The organism is Flavobacterium saccharophilum, from assembly GCF_900142735.1.
Lineage (GTDB): Bacteria > Bacteroidota > Bacteroidia > Flavobacteriales > Flavobacteriaceae > Flavobacterium > Flavobacterium saccharophilum.
In genome coordinates this window covers 438,346-453,948 of sequence record NZ_FRBY01000002.1, presented here as the reverse complement: position 1 = coordinate 453,948, position 15,603 = coordinate 438,346, and the positions used below count along the sequence as shown (strand labels likewise).

The 15,603-nt window shown below is 35.3% G+C and carries 12 protein-coding genes; 6 read left to right on the top strand and 6 right to left on the bottom strand.

The features are described from left to right. The first annotated feature begins 57 nt into the window (after nt 1-57). Both BUA98_RS07470 and BUA98_RS07465 read left to right on the top strand, forming a co-directional pair. Entirely contained in the window at nt 58-2,247 is a 2,190-nt protein-coding gene (locus tag BUA98_RS07470) for an endo-1,4-beta-xylanase (protein WP_072970986.1), read from the top strand. Nucleotides 2,248-2,340: 93 nt separating this feature from the next. Then, entirely contained in the window at nt 2,341-3,969 is a 1,629-nt protein-coding gene (locus tag BUA98_RS07465) for a GH35 family beta-galactosidase (protein ID WP_072970985.1), read from the top strand. Nucleotides 3,970-4,039: 70 nt separating this feature from the next. Here BUA98_RS07465 and BUA98_RS07460 read toward each other — a convergent pair whose 3' ends face one another. Beyond that, entirely contained in the window at nt 4,040-4,294 is a 255-nt protein-coding gene (locus tag BUA98_RS07460; protein WP_072970984.1) for a hypothetical protein, read from the bottom strand. Nucleotides 4,295-4,781: 487 nt separating this feature from the next. Between BUA98_RS07460 and BUA98_RS07455 the strand changes: the two genes are divergently transcribed. Beyond that, nucleotides 4,782-5,753, top strand: a complete 972-nt coding sequence (locus BUA98_RS07455) for a hydrogen peroxide-inducible genes activator (RefSeq protein WP_072970983.1) — start codon at nt 4,782-4,784, stop codon at nt 5,751-5,753. 287 nt (nt 5,754-6,040) lie between these two features. Here the strand turns inward: BUA98_RS07455 and BUA98_RS07450 are convergent, their stop codons facing one another. Together BUA98_RS07450 and BUA98_RS07445 are read right to left on the bottom strand one after the other, a co-directional pair. Then, nucleotides 6,041-6,838 carry an alpha/beta hydrolase gene (locus tag BUA98_RS07450; protein WP_072971830.1) on the bottom strand — a complete coding sequence of 266 codons (798 nt, stop codon included), beginning with the start codon at nt 6,836-6,838 and terminating at the stop codon, nt 6,041-6,043. 76 nt (nt 6,839-6,914) lie between these two features. After that, nucleotides 6,915-7,331 (bottom strand): OsmC family protein, encoded by a 417-nt coding sequence (locus BUA98_RS07445; RefSeq protein ID WP_072970982.1) that lies wholly within the window; start codon nt 7,329-7,331, stop codon nt 6,915-6,917. Between the two features lie 560 nt (nt 7,332-7,891). Between BUA98_RS07445 and metN the strand changes: the two genes are divergently transcribed. From metN to metQ, 3 genes are read left to right on the top strand one after another with little or no spacing between them, the layout of a single operon-like run. Continuing rightward, on the top strand, nt 7,892-8,923 hold the full coding sequence (gene metN / locus BUA98_RS07440; RefSeq protein WP_072970981.1) for a methionine ABC transporter ATP-binding protein MetN: 1,032 nt from the start codon (nt 7,892-7,894) through the stop codon (nt 8,921-8,923). Next, entirely contained in the window at nt 8,916-9,569 is a 654-nt protein-coding gene (locus BUA98_RS07435; RefSeq protein WP_072970980.1) for a methionine ABC transporter permease MetI, read from the top strand. The genes metN and BUA98_RS07435 overlap by 8 nt, the downstream gene beginning before the upstream one ends. A 47-nt stretch (nt 9,570-9,616) precedes the next feature. Continuing rightward, the gene (gene metQ, locus BUA98_RS07430; RefSeq protein ID WP_072970979.1) at nt 9,617-10,435 is read left to right on the top strand and encodes a methionine ABC transporter substrate-binding lipoprotein MetQ; all 819 of its coding nucleotides are present in this window, start codon (nt 9,617-9,619) and stop codon (nt 10,433-10,435) included. A gap of 530 nt (nt 10,436-10,965) precedes the next feature. Here the strand turns inward: metQ and BUA98_RS07425 are convergent. From BUA98_RS07425 to BUA98_RS07415, 3 genes are all read right to left on the bottom strand, one after another. Next, nucleotides 10,966-11,949, bottom strand: a complete 984-nt coding sequence (locus BUA98_RS07425) for a DUF2931 family protein (protein ID WP_244279179.1) — start codon at nt 11,947-11,949, stop codon at nt 10,966-10,968. Between the two features lie 67 nt (nt 11,950-12,016). Then, nucleotides 12,017-13,669 carry a phospholipase effector Tle1 domain-containing protein gene (locus BUA98_RS07420; RefSeq protein ID WP_072970977.1) on the bottom strand — a complete coding sequence of 551 codons (1,653 nt, stop codon included), beginning with the start codon at nt 13,667-13,669 and terminating at the stop codon, nt 12,017-12,019. A 2-nt stretch (nt 13,670-13,671) separates the two neighbouring features. Further along, entirely contained in the window at nt 13,672-15,480 is a 1,809-nt protein-coding gene (locus BUA98_RS07415; protein WP_072970976.1) for a type VI secretion system Vgr family protein, read from the bottom strand. Nucleotides 15,481-15,603: the final 123 nt, after the last annotated feature.

Below are 15,603 nucleotides of genomic sequence, written 5' to 3'. Positions count from 1 at the left end.
TCTGCAAAAGATTACTATTTAAAGAGATAAATCATATAATTTAAAAAATAGAACAAAATGAAATACAAATATATAATCCCAATAATTGCTTCCTCTCTAATGATCTTAGGATCATGCGATGATAATTTAATGGAATGGGAAAAAGACCCGGAACACGGCGCCATAACCGGAGCAGAATTGCCTTTAGAACTGGTTGAGAAAATCAGTCGATATGAAACCTTAAAAACCTACACTGATTTTGTTTTAGGAAACGGAATCGGAACTGATTTATACATGAGCGATGCCGCATACCGAAAATTAGTCAATGAAAATTTTGATGAAGTGACTCCCGGTTATGCGATGAAACATGGCGCCATGGTAAATTCAAAAGGAGAAATTAATTTTACGACTATGGATGCGTTTATTGCGGCTACCAAATCAGCTGGTTTATCCGTTTTCGGGCATACTTTGGTTTGGCATTCCAACCAAAATGCCAGTTATTTAAATAGTATTATTGCACCAACAGTTATTCCGGGGTCAAGCGGAGCAAATGCAATGGATATTGCGGGTTTAAAAAATGGTACTTTTTCTAATTGGAGTAGAAACAATCCAGGTCAGGGAATTACAATTGTTGATAATGCAGGATTAACGGCTAACTCTAAAGCAGTGCAATTAATTTCCTCTGCATCATCAGCTAATTATTGGAGTTTACAACTTACATCTCCAAGCGTTCCGGTTGTCGCAGGTCATAGTTATGAGGTTTCTTTTTACATTAAATCAGATCAGGCTGGTAAAGGACGTATTTCTTTTTCAGGACTGACAAATGGTTACCCATGGATCAATTGGGATGGTACAGGCGGAGCAGAAGCATTTATGACAGGTTCACAATGGAAACAAATCAAATTTACATTAAATGCAAATGATTTTGCTGTCGGAAGTAATAGTCTGCAATTAAACTTTGATTTAGGATCTGTTCCAAACGTAACTTATCTTATCGATGTAAATACGTTAGCTGTTACAGATCTTGATGCAACACCAACGGTAGTTAATTTGGTAGCCAATGGTACTTTTAATACTGATATCAATGGCTGGGCAAAATACAATGGAGCTGATGATGCTTTAAGTTTTGCCGGAGCAGCAAATGCTTATGAAGGAAATGGAGCAATGAAAGTGGTTAATGCAACAACTGATGCTGCAAATCAATGGAAAACACAAATTCATGCTGATTTTACAAGTGTAATGACTTTAGATAAAGATTATACAATTTCGTATATGATTCGTTCAGAAGCCGCGGGATCTGTTCGTTGTTCGACAACAGGTACATCAGCCCATTATCAGGGCGATCAGACTACTTCTACAACATGGAAATTAGTGGAGTGGAAGTTTAAAGGAAATGGGACTGAAACAGGTTTGAATTTTGATTTGGGCGGAGCCGCAGGTACTTATTACATTGACAATGTTGTGGTGACTTCAGGAGATTCAAGTGGAGGACCAACTGCACCAGTTACGATCGAGAAAACAGATGCTGAAAAAACAATTATTATTGGCAAGTCTATGGAGGATTGGATTTCTAAGATGATGACGCATTATAAAACTTCTGTTTTTGCCTGGGATGTGGTTAATGAACCGATGAAAGAAGACGGAACATTAAGAACCGGAAATGAAGGAGATACAGCAGCAGACTATTTTTCATGGGCGAAATATCTTGGAAAAGATTTTGCAGTAACAGCCTTTAAACTGGCTCGTCAATACGGAAATTCAACAGATAAATTATTTATCAACGATTACAATTTGGAGTCAAGTTTAAGTAAATGTGATGGTTTAATCGAATATGTGAAGTACATTGAAAGTAAAGGTGCTACTATTGATGGTATCGGAACGCAAATGCACATTTCGTTAACGACAGATAAAGGCAAGATTGCTCAAATGTTCCAAAAATTAGCTGCCAGCGGAAAATTGATTAAAATTTCTGAATTGGATATCAGGTTAGGAACAAATGCGCCAACTGTTGCGCAACAAGCAGCTCAGGCAGAAATGTATCAGTATGTGATTGATATGTACAAAAAACACATTCCGGCAGCACAACAATATGGTATTACGATTTGGGGAGTTTCTGACAGTGTAAAAGAACACGAATTCTGGTTGCCTGACGAATCTCCAAACCTTTGGGATGCCAATTATGTTCGTAAACATGCTTACAAAGGAACTGCTGATGGTCTTGCAGGAAAAGACGTTAGTAAAGATTTTTCGGGTGAATTAAAAAAATAATAAAATCCCTTTTAGCCTTAATCCATCTTATAACATCACACTTTGGTTTTATAAGATGGATTATTTATTTGAGTTAATATTAAAATAAAAAATATGCATGATTTTCTAAAAAAGAGGCTTTTTTTACTGTTTTTGATAGCAATGCAGTTCGGCTTTGGCCAGGAAAAAATACCTCATCTTCAAAAAAAAGGAAATAAGACACAATTGATGGTGAACGAAAAACCATTTCTTATTTTGGGTGGAGAACTAGGAAATTCTTCGGCTACCAGTATGGAAAGTATGGAATCTATTTGGCCTAAGCTAAAGGATATGAATCTAAATACAGTCCTGACTCCAATTTATTGGGAACTAATAGAAAAGGAGGAAGGTAGATTTGATTTTTCTTTGGTTGATGACTTAATCCTGCGCGCTCGAAAAGAAGATTTAAAACTGATTTTCCTTTGGTTTGGATCCTGGAAAAATAGTATGTCAAGTCATGCTCCGGCATGGGTAAAGTTAAATCAGAAGAAATATCCGAGAGTCAAAGATGATAAAAACAAAAGTCATGAAATACTAACACCTTTTAGTGAAAACAATCTGAAGGCGGATATAAATGCTTTTCAGAAATTGATGGCACATCTTAAAAATTATGATCAAAAGGAGCAGACTGTAATCATGATTCAGGTTGAAAATGAAATCGGAATGTTGCCAACGGCCAGAGATTATTGCCCGCAGGCAAATGAAGCTTTCAATAAAGAAGTACCAGCGGAATTATTACAATACATGCAGAAAAATAAAGAAAAATTGGTTCCTGAATTCTTAGAAGTCTGGAAGAAAAATGGTTTTAAAGCAAAAGGAAATTGGGAAGCCGTCTTTGGAAAAAGCCTTCAAACCGATGAGGTTTTTATGGCCTGGTATTTTTCTAAATTTACCAATGCTGTTACCAAAGCCGGAAAAGACAGTTATGCCATTCCTATGTTTGTAAATGCTGCTTTGAACGCACCCGAAAAAAAGGCGGGAGAATATCCAAGTGCAGGACCTTTGCCTCATATTATGGACGTTTGGAAAGCTGCTGGAAATTCAATTGATTTTCTATCACCCGATTTTTATAATCCCTCATTTAAACATTGGAATGACTTATTTACACGTCAGGGAGATCCGTTGTTTATTCCGGAACATAAATTCGACAAAACTGCACCATTCAAAGGGCTTTATGCGATTGGTCATTATGAAGCAATTGGTTTTTCACCTTTTTCTATTGAATCTGTTGCTGATGCCAAAAAAGAACCTCTTGGAAAAATATATGATTTAGTCAGACAATTAACGCCGGTTATTGAAGCTAGTAAAGGATTACATAAGATAGACGGTGTTTTACTAGATAAAGAAAACTCGTTGCAGATTATTCAGTTAGGCGATTACGAATTTACTTTTAAACACGATTACACATTAAATTGGTCTGATGGAGCCAAAGAAGAAACCTGGCCAACAACAAGCGCTATTATAATTGAGCTTGCGCCAAATGAATTCTATATTGCCGGTTCCGGAATTGTAGTCACTTTTAAGCCATTAAAAGATAAAACAGCTAACGTCGGAATCTTAAAAGTCGATCAGGGAACTTTTGAAAACACGGTCTGGAAAACATTCCGTCATTTCAATGGCGACCAGACACATCAGGGAAGACATGTGAGAATTGCCGTTGATGATTTCGAAATTCAAAAGCTTCAATTGTATACTTATGAGTGATACTATGTTGTAATAATAGTTAAAAGTACCTAAAGTTTTAGGTACTTTTTTAAATTAAGTTATTACGCGCTCAAATTGAATTTGAAAAAGTAGTTTCTATAATATATTTTACATGCGTAATAAAAACATCCGTGTCTTTAATTTCTTGTTTGATTAAAGAATCATAATCCGTTAGGTTAAACTGTTGGATCATGTCTTTTTTCAAGTATTTAATAATTGATTCAATACTACGAGTATCAGTATCCTGCTGTTTTTTTAATTCTCGTTGTTTGCTTTCCAAATATTGCAAACTCTTTTTTAATCTCTGAATTTCAGGCTTTTCCAAACTTTTACGGCTTTTATAAAATTTAACGAAATAAAACGATAACCCGGAAGGTCATTAAACTCAATATGCTCCAAAAACTTATCCATTTGAATTTAAGCCATTCCAGAGTATCGTATATAGATACATACGTACAATTTGAGATTTTGGTTTTGTTAAAAATTATAGAATTTAAAAAAAATATTGTAAAATTTCCATGTTTGTGTTTTAAGTAATTGATTATGGGTTTTTTATGTTTTTGTTTAAAAGAAGTTTTTTAATGAATTTCTTTATTTTAAGCAGCAACTTTGAGGTTTAACCGCAAAGTACGCTAAGAATTACGCAAAGTTCACAAAGCTATATCCACCTAGCTTTGCGTACCGAGGCTTCGGGATGTGTTTTTACCAAGCCTAGAGATTAAAAAAACTTTGCGCACTTTGCGGTTAAAATTCTCATGGTTTTATAATCAAAATTGATATTTTGTTATCTTTATAAAATAAAATTATAATCAATGACCATTCAGCAATTAAAATATATTGTAGCCTTAGACGAAGAACGCCACTTTGCAAGAGCGGCCGAAGTTTGTATGGTGACACAACCCGGACTAACAATTCAGTTAAAGAATCTGGAAGAGGAAATCGGAATAAAGATTTTTGATCGGAATAAAGTGCCGTTGACGCCAACTATATTGGGAATCGAAATTATCAATCGCGCAAAAAAGATTCTCCGTGAAGCCGATGAGATTCGGGATTTTGTAGTGAATGAAAAAAATTTGCTGGAAGGGGAGGTTAAAGTAGGTATCATTTCCACTTTATCGCCTTATCTGATTCCGTTGTTTATTAAAGCGATGAAAGAAGCGACTCCAAAAGTACATTTCATTATAAGAGAATCGAATACTGGTCAGTTGATGAAAGATGTAGAAACGGGAACGATTGATGTCGCTATTATGGCAACTCCAACCGGAAACGCTAATTTAATTGAACATCCCATTTTTAAAGAGCCTTTTGTGGCGTATTTGAATGAGTCCCATCCCATGGCGAAAGAAGCGTTTTATGAAATGCAGCCCGGAGATAAAACCGAATTATTATTGCTGCATCATGAATTTTGCTATAACGCACAATTACTGGATATCTGCGGTTTAAAATCCTCAGATAAAATAAAAGAGCAGTTTACCTACGATATCAGTTCGATCGAAACCTTAAAAAATTTAGTCCGAGCGCATTTGGGATTTGCTATTATTCCGCAGCTTTCTATTTTGAACGACGCACCATCAGGACTTTTTAAACCTTTCTCGGAACCTATTCCCGTAAGGGAAATCAGTTTGGTAGTTTCCGATTCTTTTTCAAAGAAACTAATACTCGAAAAAATGAACGAAGCCATCTGGAATTCCCTCCCGGATTCCCTCAAAAAAGACTTCGCTTATCGAAAAATCCGCTGGAACGATTCGCCTTATTTTGTGAAGGCGGTGAGTAAGTTTATGTAGATAAAAACAAATTCCAATAAAAAAAATCCAAATTCCAAATCTGTTGTGATTAGAATTTGGAGTTTTTATTTTTAAGGTTGTTCTTCTTAATCTCGATTGTCATTCCGAGGAACGAGGAATCCCCGCAAGTAGCTCCGTTCCGAATAGTCAATCTGTGTCGAGCTTCTCTCGGGGATTCCTCGTTCCTCGGAATGACATAAATGCATAAATTTTAAAACAATAAAGCCCGACCGTAAAGTCAGGCTTTGTTATGTGAAGGAATTAATTTATAATTCACAATTCATAATTTACAATTTCTTAGAAGCAGCGATAATAACTTTCGAAACAGCTTCTGGTTGTGAAATAAAAACCACATGGCTTCCTTTTATTTCTGTGATTTTTGTATTAGAACGTTTGTACATTGCACGTTGAATATCTGGTGTGATACTTTTGTCTTCAGTTGCTACAATTCCGTAAGAAGGTTTATCTCTCCAGGCCGCTTTTGTAATAGGAGTTCCAAATCCTTGTGCGTGGAAAGCACCTTGAGAAGCATACATAAAATCAGCTTGTTCTTTGCTTAAATCTCCAGCAAAACCAGCGTGGAATTTAGCTTTGTCATAATAAGCGATTCCTTTGTCATCTGGAGCCAATACACCGTTTTCAGGAGCCGGAGGCGCAGTTTGCAGCCATTGAATAGAGTTTTCTCCATTATCAGGTTGTAAAGCTGCTACGTAAACCAATGCTGCTACTTTTGGGTGATTTCCGGCTTCTGTAATAACAGTTCCGCCCCATGAATGTCCAACCAAAATAGTTGGTCCGTCTTGTTTGTCTAAGGCTAAATTTGTTGCAGCAACATCATCTGCTAAGGAACTTAATGGATTTTGAACAATAGTTACGTTATATCCTTTTTTAGTCAAAATTTGGTACAATCCCTGCCATCCTGAACCGTCTGCGAAGGCACCGTGTACCAATACAACGTTTTTAATTTGCGGAGCAGCAGTTTTAGTTTGTGCGTTAACATTTACAGTTGTAAATACTAAACTTAAGATTAAAGCGGCGAACAAGAAATAAGATTTCAATTGTTCTTTTATAGAAATTGTTTTCATAATTGTAAATTTTAGATTGTTGATTTTAGATGATTTTAAATTGAAATTGATTTTTGAAATTGTTATTGACATTGAATTAATTCAACGTTACAGATAATGTAATTTCAGTGTTTAATAATTTTGAAATTGGACAGATTTGTTTTGCTTTTTGAGCTGCCAATTGAAAATCTTCTGCTGAAATTCCAGGTACTTTTCCAGTCAATTCTAATTGAATTAAAGTAATGGTTCCGTCTTCGAAAGTAACTTTTGCCACTGTATCTAAATCTTCCGGAACAAATCCAGCTTCAGATAATAAAAAGCTTAATTGCATGGTGAAACAACCTGAATGTGCCGCTGCGATTAATTCTTCCGGGTTGGTTCCAACTCCTTGTTCAAAACGGGTTTTGAAAGATAATTGTGCTTCGTTTAAAGTGGTGCTTTGTGTACTGATGGTTCCTTTTCCTTCCATTCCTGTACCTTTCCAATTTGCGTTTGCTCTTCTTGTAAATTTCATGATTTCTATTTTTTTAAGTTGTTTTAATTATTTAAAATCAATTGTTTGATTTTGATGAGACAAATTTATGGTGAGTATGTTTATTAATCAAATTAATAATTTTTGAGTGTTATTAAAATAATTTATAATGATTGAGTTTAGAGGTTTTGTAGAAGGGAAGTAGCTTTAAGAAAATTTACAAGAGCTGAATAGAATAAAGAATAAAGAATAAAGAATAAAGAATAAAGAATAAAGAATAAAGAATAAAGAATAAAGAATAAAGAATAAAGAATAAAGAATAAGTATAACTAATAACTAATAAAATGATTTAATCTACTATTTTGATAGGTTAATAAAAGTTTTGATGATTTATGAGGTGAAATCAAAAATTACTCTTTAAATTTGCAAACGAAATGAGAAATAATAGCCACAATATGAAGAATTATTATAACAGCAACAAAATGATGTGCTGGGAAACTGTAATGATTGTATGGGCTTCTATATAAAATAATACTATTTTTTCGAAAAGCCTTTCATGAGTAATTTGAAAGGCTTTTTTGTTTTTAAACTAAAATTAAAGAATGATTGAATTAAAAAACGTTAGTAAAACTTTTCATCAGAAAGACCGAATTGTTTCGGCGCTATCGGATGTCTCGCTAAAGGTTCCGCCAGGGAAAATTTTTGGTGTAATCGGAACTTCGGGAGCGGGAAAAAGTACTTTAATCAGATGCGTTAATTTACTGGAACGACCAACTTCAGGAGAAATTATTGTGGATGGAAAATCCCTGATACAATTATCAAGCGCTCAGCTTGCTATTGAAAGAAGGCAAATCGGAATGATTTTTCAGCATTTTAATTTACTTTCTTCGAGAACAGTCTTTGAAAATGTTGCTTTTCCACTTGAATTAGCAGGAACTTCAAAAGCAACAATTAATGAAAGAGTTTTAGAATTGCTTCAGTTGGTTGGTTTATCCGAAAAAGCAAACGATTATCCCGCAAGTCTTTCGGGCGGACAAAAACAAAGAGTTGCCATTGCCAGAACGTTAGCCAATAATCCAAAAGTTTTATTGTGTGACGAAGCAACAAGCGCATTGGATCCCGCAACCACAAGATCTATTCTGAATTTACTGAAAGATATTAATCGCCGACTTAACATCACGATTTTACTGATTACACACCAGATGGAAGTGGTGAAATCAATTTGTGATGAAGTAGCCGTAATTAGTCACGGAAAACTGATAGAGCAGGGAAGTGTCGGCGAAATTTTTGCCGATCCCAAACATGAACTGACAAGAGAATTTATTGCTTCTTCTTTGCATTTGGATATTCCTGCTGTTTATCTGGAAAGATTACAAAAGGAAGATGGTGAGAATTTAAATCCACTATTAAGACTTGAAATGACAGGGAAATCAGTAAATGAACCTGTAATTTCAGAAGTTTCGAGATTGTTTGATACTAATTTTAAAATTATTAGTGCTCAGATGGATCAGGCTGGTGAGGTGAATTTTGGAATTATGCTGATCGAGTTATCCGGCAAACGCGAAAACTACAAGGCTGCAATCGAATATTTTATATCAAAACATATTAAAACAGAAATCATAGGTTATGTCTGAATCCATTATTGAATTATTGTTAAAAGGAACCTGGGAAACGATCATCATGACATTCTTGTCTGGATTTTTCGGCTTCCTGTTAGGACTTCCAACAGGTATTTTGCTTTTCCTTACCCGAAAAAATCAAATATTAGAACAGCCTGTTTTAAATAGAGTTTTATCTATTTTGGTGAATATTTTCCGTTCTATTCCCTTCATCATCTTAATTGTCTGGATGATTCCGTTTACCCGGGCCATTGTTGGAACATCAATTGGCGTTAGTGCGGCATTGGTTCCGTTAAGTATAGGAGCAGCACCCTTTATTGCACGATTGGTAGAAAATAGTCTTTTAGGTTTGCCATCTGGATTAATTGAAGCCGCAAGAGCTTTAGGCGCAACACCTTTTCAAATTGTATATAAAGTTTTATTGCCGGAAGCATTGCCATCTTTAATCAATGCTGCATCGATTACTTTAATCACTCTTGTAGGATATTCTGCAATGGGCGGAGCAGTAGGAGCGGGCGGTTTAGGACAGGTGGGCTATCAGTACGGTTATATTGGTTATGATGCCGTAACGATGAATTCGGTATTGGCTTTATTGGTGATTCTGGTTTTCCTTATCCAATTTGCCGGTGATACCTTATCAAAACGATTTGACCACAGATAATTGCCAATTAAAAATTAAAATTAAAATTAAAATTAAAAAATATAAAGATGAATACTAAATTAAATTTCTTTAAAACAGCCGGAATTATAGCTTTATCACTTGTTTTATCAAATTGTGGCGAAAACAAAAAGAACGATCCGCACCATATTAAAGTAGGAGTTGCTTCCGGACCAGAATTGAAAGTGGCAGAAGCGGCTAAAAAAGTAGCCAAGGAAAAATATGGCCTTGAGGTGGAATTGGTTTCGTTTAATGATTATGTTATTCCAAACGAAGCGTTGAGTCAGGGCGATATTGATGCCAATGCTTTTCAGCACAAACCTTATTTGGATGAGCAATCAAAACAACGCGGTTATAAATTAGCCATTATTGGAAAAACATTTGTGTATCCGATTGCGGCTTATTCTAAAAAGATAAAAAGTCTTGCCGAATTGAAAAACGAAAGCACGATCATTATTCCAAATGATCCAACAAACGGTGGACGTTCATTATTGCTTTTAGAAAAAAACGGTTTATTGAAATTGCGTGCCGGAGTTGGTCTGTTGCCTAAAGTAACCGACATTGTAAGTAATCCTAAAAACCTTAAAATATTAGAATTAGAAGCACCTCAGTTGCCACGTGCTTTAGACGATCAAAATGTTTCGATTGCTATAATTAACAATACTTTTGCTTCTCAGGCAGGCTTAGTTCCTGCACGTGATGCCTTATTTGTAGAAGATAAAGATTCTCCATACGTAAATCTGGTGGTAAGCCGTGAAGATAATAAAAATGAAGAAAAAGTAAAACAGTTTCTTCAGGCATTCCAATCTGCAGAAGTAGAGCAGGCAGCTATTCGTGAGTTTAAAGGTGGGGCTGTGAAGGGTTGGTAATTGTAGGTAAAATGTTAGAATAAAAAGACTGCGTAAAATTCTGTTAGATTTTACGCAGGTTTTTTTAAGTGATTGGGATCAATTTAATTTCAATACTAAATTACTATCTAATTGTTTATTGAGTAAAGAGATCGTTCTTTATAATGCCAACCAGACTAAACCACACAAAAATATAAGCCATAAAATATAAACAAGAGCATAGAATGAGAAATGCAGATAAATAGAAAATCCAACGAGTTTTAATTTTCTTATGTAAGAAATATATAATTATATAAGAAATGGTCGGTACTATACTTAACGCAAACCCATAATGCATAAAAATATATCGTATCGAATTGATAGTAATATTTGATACTGTTGAGCCAATAGTTAAAATGAACCAAAGGGTAATAATTAAATCAGATGATAAAAATATCAGAATTATAGTAAAGAGAAAAAAAATATTTTTTTTCATAAGATTTTGTCATTTTGCATTGATAGATTTTCTTTAACTAAAAACATTTTTTAAACCTCTTCAATATCAGGAAAAATTATTTATAAGATTCTTTAAATTCCCTATCAGTTGTAAAAACTCTTTTATTGATTGTTTCTAAAGGGTGGCCATTTATTAGTACTTCAAAATCGCTATTGTCAGGATTAATTTTTATTTGAATTTCATTATCGCCGTTATCTTCATTTTTAAACAGTTCATTGGTTTTTTCCCAATTAAAAAAGGCTCGGCCTTCATATTTTTCTCCTTTACCAGTTTCCCAAAAAAAAGTAATAAGATTTGGAATTGCTCTTTTTTCTTTTTTAGGATGTAATACCATCGGGCGTAATTTGTTTTCAAATTCAGCGTTAAAATAATCTGTTAATACCCAAAAGAGCCTGAAGTTTTTATTCTTAGAAGTGATTGCAGGTTTCCAAAAGTATTTTATACGATAGTTGTCCCATTTTTCCGGACTTGCATCAGATATTAAAGACATTTTTCTAACTTCTTGTCGTTTCATAGACCATGAAGCAAAAAGTTTTGCCTCTAAAGCCTGATCATCCTTAACTCTTTGTGCCTGATAACGTCCAAGTTCTTTTTGCGTACCGCCATAACGTAACCAAACAACGACCATTCCTTTTGGGGCAAAACCAAAAATAAGATCTCTAAATTCTATATAAGTTCTTCTTTGTGATGGTTTTCTGTCATAAATGTATTCTTGTAATTCATCATGATTTTCTTCAACTTCTGAACTAGGATAAAATCTTTTTGTCCAGTCTTTTATGGTATCTATTGGGAAATCTACATTTAAATGGTAGAAAGTATCTTCATAATCGGCATAGTACGTAATATCAGCTCCAATAGGAGTACCGTGCTGTTCAGTCCATGTGGCATGAGCATCCCCCCATTCACCAGAAGAGCCTCCATAAGGAAATCCAGCTCTAACACCTTCAAGTGTTTTAATGCGGTCATATACAGGTTCAATTATATATCTATTTTCGGGATGTGACATTTCTACATGAAATTCAGGCAGTTCTTTTTTCATTTGGCAGCTTATTAATGGTTGAAATAGAATATTTAATAGAATAGAATATATAAGTGTGTATTTGTTCTTAGCCATGATGAATCTCTCTTTTTCTGTATTGATGTTCTAATGCTCCTTCTTTTGATGGTGCCTGGCTTTCTCTTGATCCTAAACCAAATTCATTGGCTTTTACAGACCAGTGTAAATATTCATTCCGCAATGTTTTTAAATCTTGAGAGTCTATGTAATCCAGATACGATATTTGTCTTAATTCAGTCAAATATTTTTCAGAATCCCAAGATTTTTGTTTCACATAACTGTTGCGCAAATTATTGCAGGCTACTATGTAGTTTAAAAGTTGATTGTATATCTTTTGTAAAAAAGGATCTTCAATTTCATGAAGTTTACTCAGCTTATTATCATTATAAATTACCCCAAACTGTTTAGAATAAAAAAACATTTTTTTGAGTGGGATTTTATCATAAGTGTTTCTCATTTTCCTTGTGCCTATTACGCTATAATAGGTATCTTCCATATTTTCAAATTTTTCTTTTTTCTTTTTTGGATTAATAAATGATTCGGGAAACGACCCCGCGTCTATTTGATAATCTTTGTACCAGCCTTCTCTTAGAACAATCTCTTTAAATTTGGAGACTTCTTCTTTAGCGTTGTGGATCATCTCATTGTAAAGAGATTCTTTTTTATAATACAAAACGGCTCTTTCGAAAGCCCGATCTCTATATGAGCCTCCAATGTCTGAATGTACACCTGGCAGTGTATATTCTAGCCCATTGATACCGGCACTTGTAATATCGGTTAAGTCAAAGTTTTCACGATATTCATCATCTGCCGAAATCTGAAAAACAAAATAGGCTTTTTCTACTGCATCAAGATGTAAATCTTTCACATCATTGCCATGATAAACTCCGTGCGAGGCTACTGTATCGTATAAACCCACGAAATTAAAATTGATTTTTTTTGGTCTTATGTCATTATCTAAAAGACAGGCAGCAAAATAGCCATGTTTATTTACAAGGGGTTCATCTCTTTTAATTTTTATATAATCTGGATTTGTATCGCTTACAGAAGGAGGAATAGCATAAGCATATTCACGATCTAACAATTGTAATTTAGCAGGACTGTTTCCAACATGTAAAAAATGTCTTGCTGCTGCCGCACCGCGGCTAAAACCAAAAACATTTACTTTTATTTCATCTATTTTTTTATCTTGATATTTTTTCTGTTTAAATTTTTTTCCAGCCATGATACATGCTTTTGTCACTTTGGCAACAATACCACGGCTTCCCATACCTATTGCAACATCAGGTACAACATCATCTTTTTCTAAATCCTGAGTAGCAATTCCTTCTACATAAATTTTTTCATGAAAAGGAATTGCTGCGTCTATGGAATCGTAACCACGGGCGACATTACTGTAGTCGTTAGTATAACTATCATCTTCGTGATTTGATGCTTGATAATTTTTACCTTCTTCCGTATTGGTTTTATTGTTTTGTGTGCCATCAAAAAAAATATTTAGCGTGATAGAGATTTCATTTACCAATGAATCTGCAGGATGCAGAGGTTCATAACCATGATAGATAATACCTTCTTGTTCTCCATGCCATATATTATGCTGAGCAGCAATAAAATCTACATTTCCTTCTGTTGCACGTATGTCTATATTTCCGGTTGTGGCAGTTTTAGTTAGTTTACCGCCAATAATTCTTGTTATGCTCATGATTAACCGTTTTTAGATGTTTCGCCACTGTGGTTGTTTACATTTTTGGCACCTCTTACATTTATACTTTTCTCAACACTGTTTAAAAGTACTTCCTGAGCCATTTCCTTAATATCTTTACTCTCCGTTTCTTTATTTCCTTTTATCCATTCAGCCATGTTTCCTATAACATTTAGGATAAAATTGATACCAATAGAAATGGTTTTCGAGCCAGTAATAGTTTCAGTATGATTGCCGCCAATAGTATCCGTTTTATTGAGTCCTATTGTTGTGGTCATGTTTTGTCCTGCATTCATATTGATGTCTTCTCCTGCATTGAAAGTCATATTTTTGGGAGCTTCTAACTCTATATTTCCATTTCCGTCCATGAAATATTTGTTTCCGCTTGGGTCTTGGATTAAAACGCTTCCATCAGCATCGTTAAGAATTATTATAATTCCAGATCGGGTTCGAATGACTTTTAAATCATTTTTGGGTGTGCTGTAGCCAGAAGATGCTTGTCCGTTGTATTGGGTTCCCATAACGAAAGGACAATCAACATTGCTACCTTCAAAACCTATTAATACTTCTTCGCCAATTTCAGGAATAAAATAAAATCCTTTTCCTGAGCCAGAGTGAGGCTGTATCATACGCATCCATTCACTCGTATTTCCCCAGCCGGGCCAATAGAAATCGACTTTGATGCGGCCCATGCCTTCGGGGTCGTTGTTGTCTTTTACGAGGGCGGACTGGCTTTCGGCGGTTGCGAAAGAGGTGACGTCGGTGTAATGCGGTGCGGCGACATCGGCGGGGATGGCTTTGAACTCGCAGCTGTAGTTTCCGTTTACTTCGGAGTGGTGGGTTATTTCGATGGCTACTAGTTCGTGTTCTACGGTTTTGTTTTGGATGGTGAAAACTTGTCCGAGGCCGATTGGTAAATAGGAGGTACCGCTGTAAAAAATACTGTTGGCGTCTCTGCCTGCGGTTTGCAGTTTGACCATTCCGTCGATTTCATCTTTGGTTTGAGCGTTGTTGGTATAGGCGGCATTGCTTAAACCCTGACGCGCGATCGATCCCTGATTGAAACCAACCGATTTTGCAAAACGATCCTGACTTCCGCTGGAGCTTTTTTCGGAGGCGTTTTTGATGTTTGATGCGTTGTTGGAATCGTATCCGCCAAAAGAAGTTTTATGCGAAACCAACTGTGCCTGAATCTTAAAGTGATGCAGCGAAGAACCGTTGATGAGTTTTACTTTGCTAGTTTTGGTTTGGCCGAATTGCATGCGCATGCCGTCAAAATAAAACCATTGTCCGTAACGTGTTGCTAATCGTTTCAGGAATTCAAAACTGGTTTCGTTGTATTGCGGTTTGTATTTGAAGGGTTTTGTGAAAGTAGGCAAGATGGCTTCGCGCTGATAAAATTCTCCGGAACTTTCTTCTGAAAAGATTTCCAGTGCAATATCCTGAAGATTCTTTTCGAGAAAGATTCTGGATTTTTTCATGTCATCAATGACAACCGTATGGCTGATTCCTGAAACCAATATTCCGGCCGGACTTCCGTGGCGGTCAACCGATTCAACGCCGTTTATTATTCCTTTAGACATTAATTGAATGCCGTTGACTTTAAACGTGAAAATGACTTCTGCACCTATATGTTTGCTCAAAGCAGCCGCCTGATCAGCGGGCTCGATTACGGCTTTGGCGGTATACTGCCACATAAAAGAAAAATTATGATGCTCTGTCATTTTTTGTGAAAGCTGCAAATCGTAATAAATAACGTTTTGCGAAAAACTGCTGATAGAAATGTGTACCTGCTCGGAAAATTTACTCATGATTGTACTGTTTTGATTAGATCGTTTCGTAAATATAGGTCTGGGTATTTCCAATGGATTGCCAAAATATTAAAGAGCTTTTGACTTAATATTGACAATATTTGACAAAACAGTTTTAACTTT

Coding starts and splice junctions, on each gene's coding strand:
- BUA98_RS07420 (WP_072970977.1), bottom strand. CDS start 13,669: ATGAGCATAACAAGAATTATTGGCGGTAAACTAACTAAAACTGCCACA.
- BUA98_RS07415 (WP_072970976.1), bottom strand. CDS start 15,480: ATGAGTAAATTTTCCGAGCAGGTACACATTTCTATCAGCAGTTTTTCG.
- BUA98_RS07425 (WP_244279179.1), bottom strand. CDS start 11,949: ATGAAAAAAGAACTGCCTGAATTTCATGTAGAAATGTCACATCCCGAA.
- BUA98_RS07435 (WP_072970980.1), top strand. CDS start 8,916: ATGTCTGAATCCATTATTGAATTATTGTTAAAAGGAACCTGGGAAACG.
- BUA98_RS07445 (WP_072970982.1), bottom strand. CDS start 7,331: ATGAAATTTACAAGAAGAGCAAACGCAAATTGGAAAGGTACAGGAATG.
- BUA98_RS07455 (WP_072970983.1), top strand. CDS start 4,782: ATGACCATTCAGCAATTAAAATATATTGTAGCCTTAGACGAAGAACGC.
- BUA98_RS07450 (WP_072971830.1), bottom strand. CDS start 6,838: ATGAAAACAATTTCTATAAAAGAACAATTGAAATCTTATTTCTTGTTC.
- metQ (WP_072970979.1), top strand. CDS start 9,617: ATGAATACTAAATTAAATTTCTTTAAAACAGCCGGAATTATAGCTTTA.
- BUA98_RS07470 (WP_072970986.1), top strand. CDS start 58: ATGAAATACAAATATATAATCCCAATAATTGCTTCCTCTCTAATGATC.
- metN (WP_072970981.1), top strand. CDS start 7,892: ATGATTGAATTAAAAAACGTTAGTAAAACTTTTCATCAGAAAGACCGA.
- BUA98_RS07465 (WP_072970985.1), top strand. CDS start 2,341: ATGCATGATTTTCTAAAAAAGAGGCTTTTTTTACTGTTTTTGATAGCA.